The 22,647-nt window shown below is 47.1% G+C and carries 13 protein-coding genes and 1 pseudogene; 3 read left to right on the top strand and 11 right to left on the bottom strand.

Going from position 1 to position 22,647, the window contains the following annotated elements; genetic code table 11:
* Window positions 1-13 precede the first annotated feature (13 nt).
* The 8 genes and pseudogenes from ACM0OZ_RS36210 to ACM0OZ_RS36175 all read right to left on the bottom strand — a co-directional run.
* Window positions 14-238, bottom strand: coding sequence for a peptidoglycan-binding domain-containing protein (locus ACM0OZ_RS36210; protein ID WP_414587676.1), 225 nt, complete (start codon window positions 236-238; stop codon window positions 14-16).
* 156 nt (window positions 239-394) lie between these two features.
* Complete coding sequence (locus tag ACM0OZ_RS36205) at window positions 395-619, bottom strand: peptidoglycan-binding domain-containing protein (RefSeq protein WP_414587674.1); 225 nt, start codon at window positions 617-619, stop codon at window positions 395-397.
* 134 nt (window positions 620-753) lie between these two features.
* Window positions 754-2,019: a cytochrome P450 gene (locus ACM0OZ_RS36200; protein ID WP_414587673.1), complete on the bottom strand. Its 1,266-nt coding sequence runs from the start codon at window positions 2,017-2,019 to the stop codon at window positions 754-756.
* Window positions 2,020-2,065: 46 nt separating this feature from the next.
* The gene (locus ACM0OZ_RS36195; protein ID WP_414587672.1) at window positions 2,066-2,440 is read right to left on the bottom strand and encodes a VOC family protein; all 375 of its coding nucleotides are present in this window, start codon (window positions 2,438-2,440) and stop codon (window positions 2,066-2,068) included.
* Between the two features lie 92 nt (window positions 2,441-2,532).
* Window positions 2,533-3,789, bottom strand: a complete 1,257-nt coding sequence (locus ACM0OZ_RS36190; protein ID WP_414587671.1) for a cytochrome P450 — start codon at window positions 3,787-3,789, stop codon at window positions 2,533-2,535.
* A 143-nt stretch (window positions 3,790-3,932) separates the two neighbouring features.
* Complete coding sequence (locus ACM0OZ_RS36185) at window positions 3,933-4,628, bottom strand: glutathione S-transferase family protein (RefSeq protein WP_414587670.1); 696 nt, start codon at window positions 4,626-4,628, stop codon at window positions 3,933-3,935.
* 405 nt (window positions 4,629-5,033) lie between these two features.
* Window positions 5,034-8,393 carry a ferritin-like domain-containing protein gene (locus ACM0OZ_RS36180; protein WP_414587669.1) on the bottom strand — a complete coding sequence of 1,120 codons (3,360 nt, stop codon included), beginning with the start codon at window positions 8,391-8,393 and terminating at the stop codon, window positions 5,034-5,036.
* Window positions 8,394-9,057: 664 nt separating this feature from the next.
* Window positions 9,058-9,309 (bottom strand): annotated as a pseudogene (locus ACM0OZ_RS36175) (hypothetical protein); the annotation flags it as partial.
* A gap of 1,303 nt (window positions 9,310-10,612) precedes the next feature.
* On the opposite strand from ACM0OZ_RS36175, the gene glf reads away from it, so the two are divergent.
* The 3 genes from glf to galE all read left to right on the top strand — a co-directional run bounded on the left by glf (window position 10,613) and on the right by galE (window position 16,818).
* The gene (gene glf / locus ACM0OZ_RS36170) at window positions 10,613-13,054 is read left to right on the top strand and encodes a UDP-galactopyranose mutase (protein WP_414587668.1); all 2,442 of its coding nucleotides are present in this window, start codon (window positions 10,613-10,615) and stop codon (window positions 13,052-13,054) included.
* A 277-nt stretch (window positions 13,055-13,331) separates the two neighbouring features.
* Window positions 13,332-15,581: a family 1 glycosylhydrolase gene (locus ACM0OZ_RS36165; RefSeq protein WP_414587667.1), complete on the top strand. Its 2,250-nt coding sequence runs from the start codon at window positions 13,332-13,334 to the stop codon at window positions 15,579-15,581.
* 250 nt (window positions 15,582-15,831) lie between these two features.
* Window positions 15,832-16,818, top strand: a complete 987-nt coding sequence (galE, locus tag ACM0OZ_RS36160; protein WP_414587666.1) for a UDP-glucose 4-epimerase GalE — start codon at window positions 15,832-15,834, stop codon at window positions 16,816-16,818.
* A 75-nt stretch (window positions 16,819-16,893) separates the two neighbouring features.
* Here the strand turns inward: galE and ACM0OZ_RS36155 are convergent, their stop codons facing one another.
* The 3 genes from ACM0OZ_RS36155 to ACM0OZ_RS36145 all read right to left on the bottom strand — a co-directional run bounded on the left by ACM0OZ_RS36155 (window position 16,894) and on the right by ACM0OZ_RS36145 (window position 22,496).
* On the bottom strand, window positions 16,894-17,097 hold the full coding sequence (locus tag ACM0OZ_RS36155) for a hypothetical protein (protein ID WP_414587665.1): 204 nt from the start codon (window positions 17,095-17,097) through the stop codon (window positions 16,894-16,896).
* A 438-nt stretch (window positions 17,098-17,535) separates the two neighbouring features.
* Window positions 17,536-22,377: an ATP-binding protein gene (locus tag ACM0OZ_RS36150; protein WP_414587664.1), complete on the bottom strand. Its 4,842-nt coding sequence runs from the start codon at window positions 22,375-22,377 to the stop codon at window positions 17,536-17,538.
* Window positions 22,371-22,496: a hypothetical protein gene (locus ACM0OZ_RS36145; RefSeq protein ID WP_414587663.1), complete on the bottom strand. Its 126-nt coding sequence runs from the start codon at window positions 22,494-22,496 to the stop codon at window positions 22,371-22,373. Before ACM0OZ_RS36145 ends, ACM0OZ_RS36150 begins: the two co-directional genes overlap by 7 nt.
* Between the last annotated feature and the right edge of the window lie 151 nt (window positions 22,497-22,647).

Genomic DNA, 22,647 nt, shown 5'->3' with positions numbered 1-22,647 from the left:
TCAACTTTTGGTTTTATGCAGGAGGACCACCTAATTTTTGACCAGTTTGAGGTCCCACAACTCCATCTGCTGTTAAACCGTTGTCGCTTTGAAATTTTTTGACGGCATTTTCGGTTGCTTCATCAAATGTGCCGTTAACTGCACCTGCGTCGAGATATCCCTTTGCAGACAAATCGCGTTGCAGTCCTTCTACAAATGGACCACTTGAACCACGACTTAAAGTTGGAGGCATACCCATTGTTCTGTTTCTCCTTGATGAATCACAAGATTAACTACTGTGTGAAATTGAGATTTGAAAAACAAGTAAGAAGATAGAAGCCGCAAAACAAATATAGAGAGCGTGATTCTTCAACTTTGATTCTTCCTACTTTTCTCTAGGGTTCAACTTTTGGTTTTATGCAGGAGGACCACCTAATTTTTGACCAGTTTGAGGTCCAACAATTCCATCAACTGTTAAGCCATTATCCTTTTGAAATGCTTTGACTGCATTTTCGGTTGCTTCATCAAATATGCCGTTAACTGCAGTAGCTTCGAGATATCCCTTTGCAGACAGGTCACGTTGCAGTTCTGATACAAATGGATCTATGGAACCAAGACTTAAAGTTGGAGGCGTACTCATTGTTGTGTTTCTCCTGGAAACTACATATTGAAGGAACATTTTGAAGCTCAGTTTTTATTGGATGGCTTCAATTTAATGGCACGCAGCTACAGTAGGAAGCCTACGTGACCAAAATTTTTTATCGATAAGTCCACTCAACCTCTAGGCGCGACATCCCACTCCACCTCTAGGTGTGAGTAACCACGAAATATCATATTTGGGGAGTGGGTGAGTTCTTGGTTTGGGCGGAGTCTTAGATTTGGTAGCCTCTTAGATAAGATCTCCAGCGCTATCCTTGCTTCCCGACGAGCGAAGTTGGAACCAATGCAGCGATGGACTCCATGACCAAATGCAAGATGGTTGGGAGTTATGTCTTTGAAGCGTTCTAAATCAAGACTATCAGGATTGGTGTATTTAGTTTCATCCCGATTGGCTGAGCCATATATCAAATAGATTCGAGTATTCTTGGGTAGCGTGACTCCTGCTAACTCAACTTCTTGAGTCGTTGTGCGAGACATTGATGAGACAGGAGCATCATACCTAAGTGTTTCTTCAATTACCGTAGGAATGAGTGATGGATTGTCACAGATAGTCTGCCATAACTGAGGCTGCTCTAGCAAGTGTTTTAGTGCATTCCCAATCATATGGGAACTCGTCTTATGCCCAGCTTGTATTAACCCACATAAAATTCTGACTAACTCTACCGTGTTTAGGTCAGAGGACAGTACATTGCTAATTAGGTCGTCTTGAGGTGACTTGCGTCGATCCTCAATTAGACTGATAACATAGTGCTGCATTGACACAAAACTGCGAGCGCATTCTAACTGACGTTCCGGCGTCATTGGCGTCGAAAGCAATTCATCCATGTCATAGCACCACTTTTTGATATCTGCCATTCTGTCTGGGGCGATACCATACATGGTGAGGATGGCTTCAAGCGGCAGTGGATAGGAAAATTGCGATACGATGTCGGCGTGACCATCATTGACAAAATTGTCTACCAACCTATTAGCAATAGTGTGAATTGGTCCTTCCATCGCCTCAAGCCGCTCGGGTGCAAACACTTTCATGAAAGGAGCGCGCAAGCGCTTGTGTTCTTCGCCGTCGCTATTCACCAAATCACGAACTAGGGGGATACCTTGCTTGAGGACTTCACGCGTCTGGGGCGTGAATTCGACAATCGGAGTGAGAGTATCCATTGAAGAAAATCTTGCTGGGTCTTTGAGTACCTTCAAGATTTCGTCATAGCTAGTGAGAATATAGCCGTTTAACAATGGGCTATAAAATAGCGGTTCCTGTTGTCTTGCAAGTTTATAAAACGAATATGGATCGTCAAGTTGTGGGTTGACAAATGGTTGGTATTTTTCCCCAAGATGAGGGCAGCTTTGATTTTCGCTTTGAGTCGAATGTTGTCCAATCATAGTTTCCGTTCTCTACTTTTGTTTTCTTTTTATTGCTGACAATCATTCATTTCTGACAATCAATACTGAACGAGTTGCCTTCTGGGTCAACACCTTCAGCAATTTTTAATCCTGGCGAGGGAGAACGAATATCACTGAGTTTAACGCCGCGTTCCGTCAGTTCTTTGTACGCAGTTTCAATATCATCTACATGAAATGCTAATAGTGTGGGTTTATTTTTAGCAAATTCTTTGTCCACATTGCCGTGCAATACGAAGGTGCATTCGCCTGTGGTAAACTCCACCCATTGTTTATCGATACGTCCTTCTATACTCTGCCGAGATTTGATTCCTAAACCCAACTTATTTTGGTAAAAGTCGGTTTGTGTGTCTATGTCTTTGACGTAGAGGATGGCTTTTGTCAAACCTTGTATAACACTCATGATTGTACCTTATTTGCAATTTTTTATACGTAGGGGTGACATCATTTTAGATTTTAGATTTTGGATTCAATCCAAAATCTAAAATCTTTGAATTAGGCGATCGCAGGTTTTCTAAAACTAACCTGCAAATTTTTAGGACCATGAAATATAATGTTGTTTGCCCATTTAATCTTTTGATCTGCCAAACGAAGCTCAGGCAAACGATTGAGTAGAACATTCATGGCGATTTGACCCTCGGCACGAGCTAGCGTCGAACCAAGGCAGTAATGGATACCGCCGCCATAGGCACTGTGTTTGTTGTTTTCTTGCCGCTGTATATCCAGAACATCGGGGTTCTTGAATTGGGCGGGATCGCGGTTGGCTGAGCCAAGCATGACTCCCACGCTATCACCGCGCTTAATCAACTTGCCGCCGACCTCAATATCTGCATAAGCCCAGCGTGTTACCATCTGGATTGGCGTGTCGTAGCGGACGAACTCCTCTACTGCCGCAGGGATCAGTTCTGGGTGGGAGCGTAACTTTTTGAGTGCTTCTGGATGCTGGAGTAACGCCAGTGTCCCCTTGGCAATCAGGTTAATTGTGGTTTCGTGTCCTGCTGTCAACAGGTGGGTACAAGTGGCGACGATCTCAAAATCGCTCAGTTTATCGCCCTCATCAGCAGCTTTGACGAGTGCCGAGATCAGATCCTCGCGCGGATTGGCACGTCGTTCTGTGATTAAAGGGGTAAAATAATCGACGAATGCTTGAGCCGCCTCGTTTGCACGTTCGTAGACTTGTGGTGGTGGTTTCAAACGGGAGGCGCTGGCTTGTTGCATGGCTAGTGCCCATTGACGGAACAACGGCAAATCTTCGGGATCAGCACCTAGCATAATAGCAACCACCTTAGTTGGCAGAGGGAAAGCGAACTCCTCAACCAAGTCCAACTCACCACGGTTCTGGACTTTATCCAACAGATTGTCTGCGATTTCGTAGATGGCTGGACGGATGTTTTCGACAATTTTTGGGGTGAATGCCTTACTAGCCAACGATTTTAGCCGTGTGTGATTGGGTGGTTCCCGGAAGACTATCCAGTTACTCACCAGAGACAGGAACGCGTTATATGCTGTTGGCACTGGCGTGGTTTCAACGTCTTCTCGTTCGTTCAACGTCTCGCGACCAAATCTCCGGTCTTCAAGAACCTTCATCACATCGTCATAACGGAAGATGTACCAAGCACCGGGCAACTGGGGATTCGCCGATACCCCCCAATGAACGGGGTCTTCCTCTCTGTAGCGACGATAGACTGTGTAGGGGTCTTGGATAACTTCACGTATAAATGGGTTGAGTCTGTCAATCGTAGAAGTAGACATTGTTAAGTTCCTAGTAAATTTAACTCTAGTGCAGGCTAGCACCGCAAGGCGGAAGTCAAAAGTCAAAAGTCAAAAGTCAAAAGTATTATGGAATGGGCTTTTTGTGGATTTTAAATGGTTGCTCTATTTACGCGCCCGACGTACTAGTTTGCTTGAGTAACCAGTAATTCGTCTAGGGGTACAAGTTGCAACGGATTCCGCAATTCAGACAACATCTTTGTCATCTGGTCGCGTCCCAAGTTGAAAACTTGCGCTACGGATGGTCTAGATTCCAAGCGTCTGACGTAATTTGTCAAGTTGGAAAAGTGCTTGTAGTTGTAAACCATACGCAGGTAAGCAAGGGTGGGAGCAGCAGCACAGTCAGCGATTGTAAAGTCTTCGCCACCCAGCCAAGTCCGAGTTGCCAGTTTTTCATCCAGCAGAGCGAGTGCTGTTTCCAATAACCGTTTTGCTTTGATCACCTCTTTTTTGCCTCGTTCTTCAACCGGACGTTGGGTATCGGCAAACAGCGCCTCTCGCCCACTGTTGATGTACACATCAATCGTCCGTTCGAGCATCCGCACCTCTAGGGCTTGTTCTGGATCAACAGGAATCAGGCGGGATGTATTTTGGAATTTTTGGTCAAGGTATTCAATGATGATGTTTGCCTCAAATAAAACATTTTCTTTCTCAGTCATTAGGGTGGGTATCTTGGCAAAATGGTTAATTTGCATATACTCTTCACGGGCTTGGGGGTCAAAAAGATTTACCTCAATAGCTGTGAAATCAACTTTCTTTTCGTATAGCGCGATCAGGACTCGTTGGGAATAAGATGATGCCGGGGCGTAATAAAGTTTCATAACTCACCTATGTCTTATCAGTTCTCAGTTATCCGTTCTTAGTTATCCATACCGGAGAAAAAATGAATTTATGCATCTCGTCAGTGAATTTGGACTAGGGAAAGCAAAAATTCATCGGACACTAATAACTGAGCACTGTTGATGAGCGACTTGAGGGCGGGGCGACTTCTGATGAAAACCTCCTTGAACTCGGTAAGTCAGCGCCTTTGAGTCAATCTTACTTTTCACAGGATCTCGAGAACCTCTCTCCAAACCTCTCTCCTGCAAGGAGAGAGGCTTTAAATTCTCCCCATTCCCTCTTAGGGAAGGGGGTCGGGGGGTTAGGTTCCTTTGTTGGTTTTTCCAAATGACGTGAAAAGTCAGCTGAGTCAACACCTTAGGCATCACTCCCAACAAAGAACTCTCTTAATGCAACAACGACTGGGGATGATGAGCCAGATCCTCAAAGAATTTGGCGTAGAAATCAAACATCTCGTAAACGGTGCTGTGGATAACTTGACATTCACGCGCCTGATGTGCAAGCCGCTCAAATCGACGGGCGATCGCACTCATTGCGATTTCTGGAGTCGGGATATAAACCGGGTTTTCAATCTCAAACGATGGTCCGGCTGTTTTACCGCTTTTGCCTGAAGGCAGACTCATCAGCAACTCACCCAAAGGACGCATCATTCCCGTCATCACGTCAATACCAGCATTCATCAGCTTTGAGCGTCGCAAACTACCAGTAGGCATGAAGCCGAAGTGTTGCACCATCAACTGCATCATCAGAAAATAAGTTTCGTTGAATATTTCCATAACTGCCCTCGTTTGCGGAACAGTGACAACGTTGGTGCTGTAATCTCGGTGCTGTAAGGAAGGATTACGCAAAGCAGGGTAGGAGGGGTTCCACGGTACTTTGCGTCCAGTCTCGGCATCGGTCATGTGTTCTTTAGAAAGTGCATCCGCTAGACGACGAAATTGTTGATAGTGAGAACGTTCAAATTTAGGCGATTTAGCATGACATCCCTCTCCTTGCTCAACAATAAGGTCGATCGCAAAAAGTGCGCTGTTGAGATCGTCAACTTGAAACTGGTAATCTGGGTGAACTTTATTAAAATCATCGCGCAGGAACAAACGATGCTCGCCACCCACTTGACCCTTCTTAACCATGAATAAATCTGGAATATTCTCTAGCCCTTGGCGAATCTGATAGTACAACTCGCTTAAAGAACCATAACCGTGCAAGTTGTCAACTGAGCGATCGCCACTTCCTGGTTCGTTGCTCAAGTTTTCTTCCAAAAAGTCCGGCATCTCCAAACGCATAAAACGCTGTAGAGAAGCGGCATTCATTGGTTCTAGGGCAAAGTCTACATCAATGGGGAAGCGTGCGTTAAGTTCCTTGAAGTTAGGAACTGCTGGATAAAAAGGTTCCCCAATCGCCATCAATATATTATTAACCATCAAAAAGTGAATCATTTCCTCGCGGGAAATTCCCAGCACCACACCCCGCATACCATAACTTTGGACTTCTTTGCCGTCGCCACAAGCTAAATGTAACTGTTCGGGACTCCACAAACCCCGACGCACGTATTCCTCACCAGTGACGTAGTTGGGAATAGAGTATCCTGCATAAATGTATTGCAACATCACAGTCACTTCCAACTCTGCCGCCTGTTTCAGCGCGCTTACCAACTCTTCCCGTGTTTGGATCGTGCGTTGCGGGCGTTTTGGTTCTGCGATCGCAGGCGGAACATAGCCGACTCGCTGTAGATTTTGCAGAAACTTCAGCAAAAGCATCGACTTGGCTTGGGACATATCCCGCGTTGGCGGCATATAGTAAGTCTTATATTTGTTGCGTGGGTCGGACATTTGCCACATCAGACGTGCGTAAGTCTCAACCTTGCATTGGTCGGCGAGACTAAACACATCGACTTTCATAAACGAGAAACTTAACTCGTAGAAAGCTAGGATCTGTTCATAGATTAACTTAAAATCTACGGCTGCATCGGGAATTTCATCCAGGTGCCAATCATCACTCATCACCCGCACTGCAAAAAAGCCAGCACCAGACCAAACCCCTAGTTTATCATCATTGTCGTACGCAATTTCCGCTTCATCAGCGTGGTTATGGTCACATGGTAACTCATCAGGGCGAGCAGATAGCAGCACCCGTGTCGTTCCCGCTCTGGCACCGCGCAGAGTCACCCAAGCACGCCCCTTGTCGTCGGTGGAAATTGCACATGTGGGGGCAAACTCTCCTTTGGACTGGCGTTTCCCTGGCTTAAAGTGGACAATTTCCATTTCCGAGCTACGCGGGTAATGGAAAGCCTTACCTGCATTGGCGGGGTCGCTTTCAAACTCGTAGCGTAGTTGAGGAAAGGCTCTCGGGTTATAAAACTGACGCAGGTAAACCGCTTCAACTGGTGCTGGACGCCCCCGCACGAAAGACCGCACTTCTAACTCGACTGCGTGGTCTTCACCGCTATGTCTATTGGGATGTTCGACAAACAAACAAGCGTCATCTACCTGAATATTGATTTCTTCTTCTTGAACGAGAATTCGCTGTTGTCCGTCAGGTGCCGTTCCGATGATGCACAGACCTTGCTGTTCTATTTCCTGAGATAAATTTTCCCACTCTTGGGCCAAAGGAACATCTACAATTCCACTCGTTAATTGATGCGCCTCCTTTTGGTATGCTTCCTTGGGTATCCGCGCTATCAGCTCTTGGCTGTTAACAGTACGCAATTCCAAATCACCCAAGTCCAGCTTAGAACCAATCGCGTGGGTTGGTCCTGGTCCCGCTTTGGGGGCGCGTCCCACACAAGGCACTGCGGTAACCATATTTAAACTCACGCCTTGCGGGGTGACTTGCAGGGTGAGGTTAGAAAGCGGTTTAGATTCTGTTTGCGAAAGAGCAGCACGTCGGGGAGTCAGCAGCCGACCGTGAGGATAAGTGCTGAGTTCGTCTTGACACCATAAACCAATAGTTCCGTGCAATTCCCAGAAACTAGGCAAATCGGGTTGAACTGGCGCAGACATATTACTAATGCCCAATTGCATCACCAGCCCCAAGACATCCTCACGATTCATTGCTTCGCGTAACAGAGATACAGTTGGGGACTGGGCGGCTTCTTCAGACCACAAGAAATCTTGGGCATCTTTGGGGATTGTAAACTGATAAACAGCCGCTCGTTTAAACTCATCGTTGAGGCAGTGTTGAGGCAATTCGCGGATGTAGTTAAAGTCTTGCCAGCGAGCTAACTGCATACCTGTAATGGGGGCAGAGAGCATATATGGAACTTCGTGGGAAACGCCTTGGCGTCCGAAGGCGAGTTGACCCAACATAATTGTGCTAGTCCAGTTGGAAGCTGGGTCAGATTCAAAAATTCGGGCGCGATTGAAACTTGTTTTGACGTATTCGTTGTAATGACCCCATAAATCAACAGAACGTCCTACCACTGGGTCATTTTGATCAACTTGTCCAAACTCCCTTTGCGTGCTAACAATTTGTGCTTCGATAGAAAAGTGACCGTTACCGCCAAAGTCCCATCCCATAGCCATACTGAAAGGACCATTTTCATCTAGTTCCCCTTGGGCGTTAAACTTTGGTCCCAAATTGTAGAGGTATTCGTGGTACTCGGACGCTCCACGGTGATGGTCGAAGGGCTTACCGTTCATGTAGACTGTGTTGCTACTGACATCCACTCCTCCGTTTTTATGTCCTGTTGGGGCGTGGATGCGGGCGAAGCCGAGTAAGTGTAGGCGGGGAAAATCTAAGATGCTCATATCTAAAAACCGCTTTTATAACTTTGGACAAAAAGGGAACTTAGGAAAGAAAAAAGGGCTTTGCTGAATTCTCATGTACATCTGACAAGTCGGGAAATTGGGGAAGTCATGGGAGTTGGACCAAAGAAGGATTGAGTTTTCCCGATTAATGCGGATTCATATTGCAATTGGACAGGGCATGACATTCTGGTGGAATTCAACCGTATCCGGACAGTTTTCTGGTGCTTAAGCGTATCATTTAATACTGTCTTTTGACAGCAAAATTGTTATTAATAAGCTACACGTACGAGCAAATTGTTTTATTTTTTACTTTTTATTTTTAGTTAAGTTATTGTAATATTTGGTTTTAGGCATTATGGATACATCTTTTGTTTCCTCCCAAATACATTGTGTTTGTCTCAAATGTTATTATCTTGTTTTCTTCGGTTTTTCTTTATAAATAGCGTTCCTTCAATTACTAGGGGTGGATGTCATAAGGTCACTACTAGTATGTATATAGGGTTGAGTGAATCGAACTTATGCAGTTACAAATATATAGAGTTGAGTGAATCGAACTTATGCAGTTACAGATTTGAGGGGGCGGTGCCTAGCGTGCAAAGGGGGCAAAGCAGAGGGCGAAAAGCATTCATGGCTAAGGATTTTCAGCAATTCATTGGCTGGTAAAGTCATCCATTAAGTGTGATTTCAAGCTAGAATCCAAACTTTCACGCAATTTTCCAGGAGAGATGGTATTGACAATAGTTTTCAGCCATGCTGCAAACAACCGAGTTTTTTCACTGTAGCGAGTGTCGGTAAAGATTCCTTCTAACTTGTAAGCTGCGACTAAACCTGCAATTCCTGCACCCAGGATGGTGATGCGCTTACCTTTTTGCATGTTTGCTAGTTTGCACATATCGAGCATTGTTGTGGTGTCCATTTTGAAATTCCTCTTGCAAATCAGTTTGTTGTTTGTTTTGCATGTTTCAACCGCTTCATAAGTTTGATAGAGGTGAGGAATTTTTTTATGCACTCTTAAAATCTCAAGTCATTACAAAAAAATGATGTGGTTAGTTGCGGAAGATACTTCAATTAAGGATTTTTTGTGGTAAAAAACGCGAGTGCCTGTTCGCAGGGCATAGTCTGGCATGAATGTGCCATAGTTTTCATAGCTGTAAGTTTCAGACCACAACACAAAGTAGGGTGGGCAGTGCCGTAATATTATGTCCAGATATGCTAATGTTTTGCACTGCCCACCTTACAGTCGAAAAATCAAATTCATATTTGATGATTTTTGTCAATGCATAAGTCCTAAAATCCAACCCTTTCAAGGTGGGTAAAAATTTTGGTCAAGAAATTCCTCTTTAACCTCTTTACTCTGTGTTCTGGAGTGCCTCTGTAGTTAAATAAATTACTTATAAACCGCACCAGACACAGAGAGCGCAGAGAGAAAAGAAGAGATTTTACGAGTCACCTTGAAAGGGCTAGTCCTAAAATCTTTATATAGCTCAATTTATTTGCTGCTGTCTATTTAGAGACATTGCATACAACGTCTTTACAAAACTTATTATTTTGGCAAATGAATCTGATCTCAACCGTCTTCGGTGCTGACGACGTGAGTTGCAAAGGATGATGACAAAAGACTGCAATTCTAATGAAGCGGTGGCGATTGCGCAAAGCGCAGTGGCAAAGCCAATCGCCCAAGGCTTCGCCGTGAGGCTTCGACGGTGAGTTCAGCGGCTCGTGTGAGCTCGCCGAACACCGAACCGCGCTCAGCGGCTCGACTGAGCTTCGCCGAACGTCCGAACGGGGCAGGCAAGGGAGCGCAATCGCCAGGAAAATCAGTACTGAGCTTTAGAGTAGAGCCTGCTGCGACAGGCGTTCGAGGCTTGTGTCCATCGCCGACACTCTTAGAAAAAACAGTTTTGTATTCATGCTTACACATCAGCTTAATATGAACTGAATTTCTTGGTCAGAGACAAATATGTCAATTGATAGAAGGTTCTAGAAACAGTTAATAGTATTTTTAAATGTTAGTGATGGCGATCGTTGTCAAGGTAAACAGCCTTAATACTTTTTAGGCAGTCAATAAAACACCAAACGCTTCTTGAGCAGATAATGCTCAGTGCCCTTGTACTGAGCAAAACTACGCTATAAGCGTATTTTTTGTAATGAACATGATCTGATGTAAAGACCATTTGGGAACAATTCTATATCCTACAAACATAAAATCGAGATAACCTATGTCTGGCGAAAAAAGTCAAATAAAAAATAACGGTCTCAGCAATGGTAAGAAGATGCTTAAAGCTAAGGTCTCAACACTAACTGAACCGCAATCATCAGGTGTATCATCGCAGAATTTATCCATACCCAACAAAATTTATAAAGAAGCCTCTACAGACACGCCTGATATAGTTTGTTTGTCTCATTTGCGTTGGAATTTCGTGTATCAAAGACCGCAACATCTTCTAGTTCGTTGCGCTCAAGGACGGCGGGTTTTCTTCATCGAGGAGCCAATGTTTACGGACGAACCGTTGGGACGCTTGGATGTAAGCCAAGACAACAATGGAGTCGTGGTTGTTGTTCCACACTTACCACAAGGTTTGAGTGAGGAAGCAGTAAACGCAGATCTAAAAGTGCTGATTGATAGTTTGTTTGCAGAGCATAAAATCCGCAAGTACATCTGTTGGTACTACACGCCGATGGCGATCGCATTTACACGCCATTTACAACCATTGGCAGTTGTCTACGATTGCATGGATGAATTATCTGCATTCAAAGGAGCGTCGCCTGCTTTAAAGAACAACGAAGCCGAACTTTTCCGCCGTGCAGATTTGGTGTTTACAGGTGGACAAAGCCTTTACGAAAGCAAGGTGAACCAGCACCCTAACGTCTACGCGTTTCCTAGTAGTGTTGAAGTACCACATTTTGCACAAGCAAGAAATTCCCAGGGATCAGAACCAGCAGATCAAGCGAATATTCCCCATCCGCGCCTTGGGTTCTTTGGGGTGATTGACGAGCGGATGGATATCGAACTGTTGGCTGGTATTGCCGACACACGCCCTGACTGGCATTTGGTGATCATTGGACCGGTTGTGAAAATCGATCCCGCAACTTTGCCACAGCGAGAGAATATTCATTATCTCGGTGGGAAAGACTATAAAGAGCTACCTGCATATTTGGCGGGGTGGGACTTGGCGATGCTGCCGTTTGCGCGTAACGAGTCAACTCGCTTTATTAGCCCCACGAAAACCCCAGAGTATCTTGCCGCAGGTAAGCCTGTGGTTTCTACTTCAATTCGGGATGTGGTGCGTCCCTACGGAGATTTGAAGCTGGTGCGAATTGCAGACACGGCTTCTGAGTTCGTCGCCGCCGCCGAAAAGGCTATGCAAGAGGACACCTCTGCGTCAGGATGGTTGAGTCGGGTAGATGCCTTTTTGGAGCAAATTTCTTGGGATCGCACTTGGGGATCAATGATGCAATTGATAGACTCTGCGATCGCTGCACAAAAGGATGACAGCAAAATGAACTCAAATCTGGCTATTGCTGGTAAACAAGCACCAAGTATCATTAACAGAGACAAAGAGCCTGTATTTGATTACTTGATTGTCGGCGCGGGATTCTCAGGAAGCGTCATCGCGGAACGGTTGGCAACTCAGTCTGGTAAGAAAGTGCTGGTTGTGGACAAGCGATCGCACATCGGCGGCAACGCTTACGATCATTACGACGATCATGGCATCCTCGTACACAAATACGGTCCCCACATCTTTCACACCAACTCCCGCGAAGTCTTTGAATACCTCTCGCAGTTCACTGAATGGAGGGCTTACGAACATCGCGTCCTCGCTAGCGTAGACGGGCAACTTGTTCCCATCCCCATCAACCTCGACACTATCAATAAACTTTATGGAATGAACCTGACTTCATTCCAGGTGGAGGAATTCTTCAAGTCAGTTGCTGAACCGAAAGAATACATCCGCACCTCAGAGGATGTGGTGGTCAGCAAAGTCGGTCGGGAACTGTATGAAAAGTTTTTCCGCAACTACACTCGCAAACAATGGGGACTCGACCCATCGGAACTTGACAAATCAGTCATTGCCCGCATCCCCACCCGCACCAACCGCGACGACCGCTATTTCACAGATAGTTACCAGGCAATGCCCCGGTACGGTTTTACCCGGATGTTCGAGACGATGTTGGCACACCCCAACATCAAGGTGATGCTCAACACCGATTACCGTGAAATCGAGAAAGCAATACCTTGCGGTGAGATAGTTTACACTGGACCCGTTGATGAGTTCTTTGATTATCGCTACGGCAAACTACCGTATCGCTCGCTTGATTTCAAGCACGAGACGCATAACACCTCGGTGTTTCAGCAAGCGCCAGTCATCAACTATCCGAACGACCACCTGTATACTCGCGTCACGGAGTTTAAGTACTTAACTGGACAGGAACACCACAAAACTAGTATTGTTTACGAGTTTCCCAAGGCAGAGGGAGACCCCTATTACCCTGTGCCACGTCCGGAAAATCAGGAAATTTACAAGCAATACAAGGCGCTGGCTGATGAAACGCAAGGGGTCTATTTTGTCGGACGCTTAGCAACCTACAAGTATTACAACATGGATCAATGTGTTGCTCAGGCTCTTTCTGTTTACAAACAAATCGCGGTTAAAGCTTGAGTTGTAGAGTGGGCAATGCCCACTTTTGTATGTGTCTTGGCGGTTAATATAGCGGTTCTCGTTTGAGGGCAATACAAATCTTGTGGGGTGGGATTGGTGCCCGCCCGGATATAGGACGGGCGCTTAGTGCCACTCCCACAAGAATCTAGAACTGTATTCCATTCAATTGAGAACCGCTATAAAACGAACCGCACGCCTTCGCATTCAAAGCAGCGTCTCCGACAGGAGAAGAACGCCAAGTAAAGAAAAAGAGAATATATAAGATTGAGTTTAAAGTATGGTTTCCTTCAACTCAAGACTCAACACTCATAACTCACAACTTCCTTTAGAAGTGTGGGCTGGTGTGGAGTGTACGGTTAATCGTGTGGGTGATGAGTATTTTGACCAGTTGGAACGCAACGGTCATGCAACGCGCTTGGATGACCTAGACTTATTCGCCGAACTAGGGATAAAGGCGATCCGCTACCCGGTGCTGTGGGAGCGAACCGCACCCAACGGGTTGGAGAATGCTGACTGGGCGTGGGCGGATGAGCGGCTAGGGCGATTGCGCGAACTCGGGATCAATCCGATTGTCGGATTAGTGCATCATGGTAGTGGACCACGTCACACCAGCTTGGTAGATCCGGAATTTCCAGAAAAACTAGCTTTGTATGCCCGTGCAGTTGCAGAGCGCTATCCTTGGCTGACGCATTACACACCAGTAAACGAGCCACTGACAACGGCGCGATTCAGTGGAATGTATGGTCACTGGTATCCTCACGGTGGAGATGAGTTAACTTTTTTACGTGCTTTGTTGGGGGAGTGCCGTGGGGTCGCCCTTTCGATGAAGGCAATCCGGGAAGTGAACCCCAACGCCCAACTTGTGCAAACCGACGATTTGGGTAAGATTTACAGTACACCAAAGCTGGCGTATCAAGCAGAATTTGAGAACGAGCGCCGCTGGTTGAGCTTTGATTTATTGTGCGGTCGAGTCACGCCGACTCATCGGATGGGGGGTCACCTGCGCTACTGTGGCATCAGTGAGGCTGAACTTGATTGGTTTCTGGAAAATCCCTGTCCGCCAGACATTATTGGGATTAACCACTACCTGACGAGCGATCGCTTTTTGGATGAGCGCAAAGAACGCTATCCGACTAGCTCGCATGGGGGTAACGGGCGGGACGAGTACGCAGATATAGAGGCAGTGCGGGTTTGTGCTGAGGGTGCAGCAGGTCCGCGCAACTTGCTACTAGAAGCATGGGAACGGTATAAACTGCCCCTTGCTGTTACCGAAGCTCACCTCAGCTGTACCCGTGAGGAACAGCTGCGCTGGCTGTATGAGGTGTGGAATGCGGCGCTTCAATTACGAGATCAGGGTGTGGATGTCCGTGCTGTCACTGCTTGGGCACTCCTTGGCAGTTACGATTGGAATAGCTTAGTGACTCGTTCGGTCGGCTACTACGAGTCAGGCGTGTTTGACTTGCGATCGTCACGTCCCAGACCGACAGCAATTGCCAAAATGATACGCGACCTATCCGCTGGGCGCAAACCAGATCACCCGCTACTTGAGACACCCGGATGGTGGCATCGGCAAGAGCGGTTATTATACCCTGCGGTAAGTTGCGGTGGGGCACGGGGAGATAAGGGAGTAACATCCCCCTCATCCCCCTCATCCTCCTCATCCTCCTCATCCCCCTCATCCTCCTCATCCCCCTTAGCTATTGTGGGTGCGAGAGGAACCTTAGGAAGGGCTTTTGCGCGGTTGTGTGAACTACGGGGGATCTCATACCGCTTGCTGACACGCCAAGAAATGGACATTGCCGATCCTGCCTCGGTGGATGCTGTTCTAGCTGAGTTGAAGCCGTGGGCGGTTGTCAACGCTGCGGGATATGTGCGGGTGGACGATGCGGAACGCGAACCCCATGTTTGCCTGCGGGTGAACGCTGAGGGACCAGCGATTTTAGCTGCTGCTTGCGCTCAGCATAATGTGGGGCTACTGACTTTCTCGTCAGACCTGGTATTTGACGGTGCTGTGTTCAACCCTTATGTCGAAAGTGATGCCGTTGCCCCCCTGAATGTGTATGGGTGCAGCAAAGCTATGGCAGAAAAGCTGGTATTGAAGGTGAATCCGGCATCGCTAGTGATTCGCACCAGTGCATTTTTCGGTCCTTGGGATGATTACAATTTCGTCACTATTGCCCTGCGTCAGCTCAGTGCTGGGAATACCTTCGTCGCTGCTGAGGATGGAATTGTTTCGCCTACCTATGTGCCGGATCTTGTCCACGCTAGTCTCGATTTGTTGATTGACGGCGAAAGTGGCTTGTGGCATTTGGCTAACAAAGGTGCGATCGCATGGGCTGATTTGGCACGGCTAGCGGCGAAAACAGCAGGCTTTAATCCTAGCAATGTGATTGCCGTGCCAACGCAAGAACTTGGTTTAACTGCTAAGCGCCCGACTTACAGCGTTCTTGGTAGCAATAGAGGTGAGTTAATGTCATCTCTTGACAGTGCGATGTCTCGTTATTTTGATGAGTGTCAACGATTTTAGATTTTTGTCATTTGTCAATGATTTTTAACTTTATACGGGCGTTGCATTCGAGTAGAAATATATCGAGTTATCAGAAATATTTTTGCTTCGTAGCTTCGCCCCTACCTAATTGATTAGATATCTCCGAAAAACAAGAGACGCTTCAAATAGCGCGTCTCTACAAGGGTTGTAGACAAGGCACAATTAATTTCTGGAGATGTCTATTGTTTAATCCAAAATTTAAAATCTAAAACCTAAAATTAGTACAGTTATGACAACCATTTTAGTTACAGGTGGAGCAGGATATATTGGCTCCCATGCAGTATTAGCTCTAAAGGGCGCAGGTTATGAGGTCGTTGTTCTTGATAATTTGTCCAATGGACATCGAGAACTTGTAGAACAGGTTTTGCAGGTAAAGTTGATTGTTGGTGATACGAGCGATCGCGCTCTTTTAGATAACATATTTACAACCCACAATATAACTGCGGTGATGCATTTTGCTGCCTACATTGCCGTGGGTGAATCTGTCACTGACCCAGCCAAATATTACCACAACAACGTCGCAGGCACCCTGACGCTTTTAGAAGCAATGCTTGCTGCTTCCATTAACAAGTTCATCTTTTCTTCTACTTGCGCTCTTTATGGTGTGCCGAAGTTTGTGCCGCTGACTGAAGACCATCCTCAAGACCCCATCAGTCCCTATGCAACTACCAAATGGATGGTAGAGCGAATCTTGTCTGATTTTGATACGGCTTATAATCTCAAGTCTGTCCGTTTCCGCTACTTTAACGCCGCTGGCGCTGACCCAAATGGGTTGTTAGGTGAAGACCACGAACCAGAAACTCACCTCATACCACTGGTGCTCATGGCTGCTTTGGGTAAGCGCGAATCCATTTTGATTTTTGGCACTGATTATCCTACGGCTGACGGTACTTGTATTCGAGATTACATTCACGTCACTGATTTGGCACAAGCACATGTTCTGGGTTTGGAGTATCTCCTCAAAGGAGGAGATAGCGAAGTATTTAATTTAGGGAATGGCAGTGGGTTTTCAGTTAGAGAAGTCATCGAAAGTGCAAAGGAAGTCACAGGAAAAGACATCAAAATAGAAGAGCGCGACAGGAGACCAGGTGACCCACCTATTTTAGTCGGCAGCAGCGACAAAGCAAGTAAAGTTTTGGGTTGGCGTCCCCAATACCCAAACATTAAGGACATCCTCACCCACGCTTGGCAGTGGCATCAGCGACGGCACGGGTAGTGTGAACTTTAGCTGAATCGGTCATTCATCCCACGCTCCCCTGAAGGGGCAGACGTCGGATGAATGACCGGGAAATTAAGGTACGTCCTCTGACGAGTTTTCAGCGTTGCTAGAAGGGGGACTGGGGACAGTACCTTGATTGCCAATCTCTGTGTTGGGCAACCTGTCAACCCAGTCTTCGACAATTTGAGTAATCGTCTTATCTTTGCTTGCTGCATATAACCGCAACTTATTCAGCCTACGAGAAGACATTCTTAAACTTAATCGTGAATCTTTCATAATGGATAGCCATTGACTTGCCACCATGTTAACATAAAGGAGTGTTGACAAAGACTAAAAAGCGTAGTGGGAAACACTATTGAGTACCACGAATGAAGTTCTGGAAGGATAATTTCCCCTCTTATGCCTAGACCTACTTTGTAGGTCTAGGAGTGTCACAAAGGTTTGCCTAGAACACCAATTCAGTAATCCACAGAAGAACCTCTCCCCCAACCCCTCCCCTACCAGGGGAGGGGAGTAATATCATGTTCGCTTAGTTGCCCATAATAAAACTTCTTTGTAGTAAGGACAAGAGTCCTTGGTTTGTCGGTAAAGAGGACGCGCATTCCCCACTACGAATTTCCGCACGGTTATATAACCAGACATGATAGAGTACTCCCCCTTCCCTACAAGGGAAGGGGGCTGGGGGGTTAGGTTTTTGATTACTGAATCGATGCTCTAGCGTTCTCGCGACACACCGCTACAACGTCCGGCAAGGTTGGCGACGGCTGCAACTAACGCGGCTGGCTCCACTGGCTTGGCAATATGCTGTTGAAATCCGGCGGCAATTGCCTGTTGGTAATCAACATCACCTGCATAAGCCGTTAGGGCGATTGCCTTCGGCAGAGCTTCGCTTAACGCTGGAATTTGCCCTTTCAGTTCTGGAGGCATTGCTCTGATTTGACGCATCAGCATATAGCCGTTGACTTCAGGCATTCCGATGTCGCTTACCAGGACATTTGGTTTAAACTGAGTCAGGGCTTGTAGTGCTTCAGTTGCCGATGCTACCTGTGTCACTTCTGCTCCAGACTGCTCTAAAATAAAAGCAATCAACTCTCGTGTATCTACCTCATCATCCACAACGAGAACTTTCAGCCCATTTAAATCGGGCAACTCATCAGAGTGTGTATCACTCTGTTGCTCATGTAGATGAATCTTCATCAGTGGTAGAGTGACTGTAAAGGTTGCTCCCTGTCCTTCACCCAAACTTTCTGCTTTAACCGTGCCGCCGTGTAGCTCTACAATGTGGCGGACAATCGCTAAACCTAACCCTAGTCCACCGAATTTCCTGGTGGTTGAGCCGTCAGCTTGTCGGAAGTACTCAAACACATACGGTAGAAACTCAAGAGCAATTCCCTTACCTGTATCGCGCACTTGAAGCTGAGCCACAGAACCAACGGACTCTAAACGGATTTCTACTTGTCCACCTTCTGGTGTAAACTTAATGGCATTGGAAAGCAAATTCCAGACGACTTGCTGTAAGCGACCTGAATCGCCTGAAACTTGTCGTATGTTCTCCTCAAACACGGTCACTAGCTGAATCGATTTGGCTTGGGCAGCTAACTGCACAGTTTCTATTGCTGCTGCGATCGCAGATGCCAAATCAACTGCACCAATCTTCAGGCTGAGTTTGCCTTGTAGGATGCGTGAGACATCCAGCAAATCTTCGATCAGTTCGGTTTGGAGTTTGGCGTTCCGCTCAATGGTTTCTAAGGCGCGAGCAGTAGTTGCTTCATCATGCTTTCTAGTTCGTAGTAACTTCGACCATCCAAGTATGGGGTTGAGCGGCGTGCGAAGTTCATGGGAGAGGACTGCCAAGAATTCATCTTTGATGCGGTTAGCTTGAATCAATTGCTCTGTTTGCCGGTGGAGAGCTTGTTCTGCAAGGTGGCGTTCACGAAGTGCGCGTTCGCGTTCGGTGATGTCAACCGCAACTCCTCCTATCAAGCATTGCTCAGACATATCTGCAATAGGAAACTTGTACACTAGAAAGTCGCCGAGCGTGCCATCTGTGCGCGGGGCATGCTCAATCGCCTCAAGGACTTGCTTTGTCTGGGCAACCGTTCTAATGTTATCAAGGAATTGCTGAGCGATTTCAGTCGGATATAGCTCGAAGATACTTTTGCCGAGCGCATCGTCTGTTGGTAGCTTGAATATGCGATAATAAGTTTGACTAAGGTAAATCACACGCCCGTCTGCATCTGTAATCCATGATGCTGCTGGACTGTTATTCATAAAAGCTTGAAATCGCTCTTCACTGTGGCGTAGCGCTTCAAGAGCTTGTTTGCGCTCCGTGATATTCATTATGCTTACCAAGACGTTGTGAAATTTTGCGGTTGGCGGCGGAAAAGTAATCGTAAAAAGGACGTTGAGGCGTTCTCCCTTTATAGTTTGCAGAATTGTTTCAGATTCAAAATAAGTTTCGGAGTTAGCAAGCGCGAGCAGTTCTTCGACAAACACCTCTAGGGTTTCCGGTATAAAGACTTGGTCAAGTGAAGCCAAGAGCTCATTTTTGTTTTGAGCGCCAAACATCCGCACCGCCGTGTCATTCACGTTGACAATTCTTACCATGTCAACTGCCTGTCGAACGAACTCAGGGTGTTCCGCGAAATAGGCGCGAAAATTTTGGACACCTTGCGCTTTTAAATGAGCGATCGCTTCTTGGACAAGAGAAAAATCTTCTTCAAAAATCGCCACGCCTGCGGCTTCAAAGATATAGCGGTATTTTCTCTCCTGTTCTTTGAACGCTTCCTCCGCCTGCTTGCGTTCGCTAATGTCCCGAAAATAAACGGCAAGACCATCTGGCGAAGGATACGCGTGGACTTCCAGCCACTTATCTATCGGCTGACCAAATTCTTCAAAGACAACGGCAACTTGCTCAGTAACGGCACGGTGAAATTCCTGGTACGCCAAACTTCCGACTGTCTCTGGAAACACCTCCTCCCAGACCTGCTTGCCGAGCAGTTCTTCACGGGTTTTGTGTAAAAGCCGCGTGGCTTGCTGATTGACATAGGTGTAGCGCCACTCGTGGTCGAAAGCCACAAAGGCATCAGTGATGCTTTCAAGAATGTTGCTGATTTGGTCACGGCTTGCCTCAGCCGCACGTTGTGCCGTTTCGCTAACAGCACGTAATTTCTGCTCTCGCCGCGTTGCTTCCTGACGCAATCGAGCCATCTCCAAGTTAGCATTGACACGAGCTAATAGTTCACGTCCAGAAAAGGGCTTAACCAAATAGTCGTCTGCCCCAGCTTCCAAACCTTCAATGCGGGACTCTTCCCCAGCACGTGCAGAAAGCAGAATAATGGGGATTTCTCTCGTGTGCGGATCAGCCCTCAACTCGCGAAGCAACTCAAAGCCATCCATCCCTGGCATCATGACATCACTTAATATCAGATCTGGAAGCTGGGCACGAGCAGCAGCTAACGCCTCAGTGCCATTTGCTACCGTCTCCACGTCATACCGTTGACTTAACAAACGCTTCACGTACTCGCGCATATCGGCATTGTCATCGACTAACAAAATGCGTGCAGAGCGGGTAGTTCGAGGATCTGAGATAGATGAACGAGTATCTGAGATAGATGAACGAGTATCTATTTCTCCTTGTCCCCTTATCCCCTCATCTCCCTCATCTCCCTCATCTCCCTCATCTTCCCCACCTTCTTCCGGTAGCCAAAGTAACGCTTCCTCGATATACGGCGTAGCGCCTACTGCTGTAGATGCAAGTGAACGGGTTGCTCCAATGCGTTCACTCGGCAGATGGGCTGTTCCTGTGGGAATCAACACGGTAAAGCAGGTTCCCTGATTCACAATGCTGCTGACTTGAATCGTGCCACCATGCAGCTTTACCAACTCTTGGACTAACGATAGCCCAATGCCCGAACCTTCATGAGTACGTGCTTGCGCTCCTTTGACGCGATGGAACCGCTCGAACACATGGGGTAGCTCATCATCGGGGATGCCTATGGCTGTATCGCGCACGTCTAACTCAACGTGGTCGTCGCAATAACGGAGCGTTACTGCAATTTCCCCCTCAAAGGTGAACTTGAAAGCATTGGAAAGCAGGTTAAGCACAATCTTTTCCCACATTTCCTGGTCTACGTACACAGGTTCCGGCAAAGGTGGACAGTTGACCAAAAGCCTTAGCCCTGCTCGTTCGATTCCGGAGCGAAACACACTCGCTAGCTCTGCCGTCAACATCGCTAAGTCGGTTGGTTCGTAAACCGCCTGCACCCGCCCTGCTTCGATGCGGGAAAAGTCCAGCAGGGTATTAACCAGCTTCAGCAAGCGTAACCCATTACGCTGCACCATTTCTAACTGCTCACGGTCGTGTCTGGGAAGAACGCTTGAGGGATTGGTTAACACGTCCTCAAGAGGACCCAGCATCAGAGCCAGCGGCGTACGAAATTCGTGACTGATGTTACTGAAGAAAGTAGTTTTCGCCCGGTCTAGTTCTGCTAGTGCTTCAGCCCGTTTGCGTTCTGCTTCGTAAGCATCAGCATTGGCGATCGCAGTCGCAACATTACTGGCAACTAAATCAAAAAACCCTCGGTAGTCGTCATCAAATGCACGCCGAGGACTTATTCCGGCAACCAGGAATCCAGCTAACTGCTGCTTATGTCCCGATTGAGCAATAGGCATGACCAAGGCGGCGTTTGGCGGTTGCTTCCCGGTTGCTTCAAACAGTGTTCCCAACCGAGTTACTAAATCATCCACCACCTCAGCTTGCCCCGTACGGCTAACTCGTGCCAGATGCCAGCAGTCTGTCTCTTGAGTCAAATCTATCAGTTCTTGGCGCTCTAGTGTGCCTGCCTCAATGCCCGTTGTTTCTACCAGACGTGCTTGTTTTCCGTCCGCCTCAACTAAGTACAATAGAGCAAAGGGAATACAGTCGCGATTGTGGGATAAAGTTTGCGTGGCAATGTGACAAGCTTCTTTGACCGTCTTTGCCTGTGCGGTGTTGCTGGCAAGTTCACGCAGCGATCGCAGCCGACGCTCCCCAATGATCCGCTCTGTTGTTTCGATCGCAGCACAAAAAACTCCGCCAATTCCACCGCTCTCGTCTCGTATCGGGCTGTAGGAAAAGGTGAAGTAGGTTTCTTCCACGTAGCCGTAGCGGTCGATCATCAGCAGCAGATTATCTGACCAGGTAGGCTGACCTGTGGTGAGGACGCTATCAGCTAACGGACCAATGACATCCCAAACTTCTGCCCAGCACTGCTTGGCAGACTGTCCCAAAAATTGGGGATGCTTGCTGGCACCAAGCATTGGGCGGTAGGCATCGTTGTAGAGCTTGGCATACTCGCTTCCCCACCAGATGAACATGGGGTAGCGCGAGTTGAGAATAATGCTAACGGCAGTTTTTAAGCTCTGTGCCCATTGAGATACTGGACCCAAAAGCGTTTGCGAGCAGTCGAGCGATCGCTCAGCGTCTCCAAAGGAGTTTCGCATCAACGCTCCCATTTCTCCACCGCCTGCAAAGATATCCTCAGGGACAGTCGCCTTTACTGGATCACTCACCATCTCTGCTCCGCTTGTGGAAAATATTTGGTAAGGAGGTCTTTGCCGCGTTCCCGTAGAGTTGCCTCTGGCGAATGCCAAAGTTCCCGAATCAGTTTGCTCACTTCTGGTTGCCTAAGCACTGCTGTCTTCCTGGACTTCACTTTTTGAAAAGGAAATTGCATCGGCGGCTTAAGCAAAATTTCACACGGATTATCTTATTATCTTATTATTTAATATATTAAATCCTGTACCAACTGGCGCAAGGACTTTTCTATCTTTTGGTTTAATTTT

The organism is Scytonema sp. PCC 10023, from assembly GCF_963920835.1.
Lineage (GTDB): Bacteria > Cyanobacteriota > Cyanobacteriia > Cyanobacteriales > Nostocaceae > Kalymmatonema.
The sequence above is the reverse complement of the archived record's forward strand: the minus strand, read 5'-3'. Positions and strand labels throughout refer to the sequence as shown.

Excerpts from the sequence above, each read along its gene's own strand:
- ACM0OZ_RS36210 (WP_414587676.1), bottom strand. The coding sequence starts at position 238 with ATGGGTATGCCTCCAACTTTAAGTCGTGGTTCAAGTGGTCCATTTGTA.
- ACM0OZ_RS36205 (WP_414587674.1), bottom strand. The coding sequence starts at position 619 with ATGAGTACGCCTCCAACTTTAAGTCTTGGTTCCATAGATCCATTTGTA.
- ACM0OZ_RS36200 (WP_414587673.1), bottom strand. The coding sequence starts at position 2,019 with ATGATTGGACAACATTCGACTCAAAGCGAAAATCAAAGCTGCCCTCAT.
- ACM0OZ_RS36195 (WP_414587672.1), bottom strand. The coding sequence starts at position 2,440 with ATGAGTGTTATACAAGGTTTGACAAAAGCCATCCTCTACGTCAAAGAC.
- ACM0OZ_RS36190 (WP_414587671.1), bottom strand. The coding sequence starts at position 3,789 with ATGTCTACTTCTACGATTGACAGACTCAACCCATTTATACGTGAAGTT.
- ACM0OZ_RS36185 (WP_414587670.1), bottom strand. The coding sequence starts at position 4,628 with ATGAAACTTTATTACGCCCCGGCATCATCTTATTCCCAACGAGTCCTG.
- ACM0OZ_RS36180 (WP_414587669.1), bottom strand. The coding sequence starts at position 8,393 with ATGAGCATCTTAGATTTTCCCCGCCTACACTTACTCGGCTTCGCCCGC.
- glf (WP_414587668.1), top strand. The coding sequence starts at position 10,613 with ATGTCTGGCGAAAAAAGTCAAATAAAAAATAACGGTCTCAGCAATGGT.
- ACM0OZ_RS36165 (WP_414587667.1), top strand. The coding sequence starts at position 13,332 with ATGGTTTCCTTCAACTCAAGACTCAACACTCATAACTCACAACTTCCT.
- galE (WP_414587666.1), top strand. The coding sequence starts at position 15,832 with ATGACAACCATTTTAGTTACAGGTGGAGCAGGATATATTGGCTCCCAT.
- ACM0OZ_RS36155 (WP_414587665.1), bottom strand. The coding sequence starts at position 17,097 with ATGAAAGATTCACGATTAAGTTTAAGAATGTCTTCTCGTAGGCTGAAT.
- ACM0OZ_RS36150 (WP_414587664.1), bottom strand. The coding sequence starts at position 22,377 with ATGGTGAGTGATCCAGTAAAGGCGACTGTCCCTGAGGATATCTTTGCA.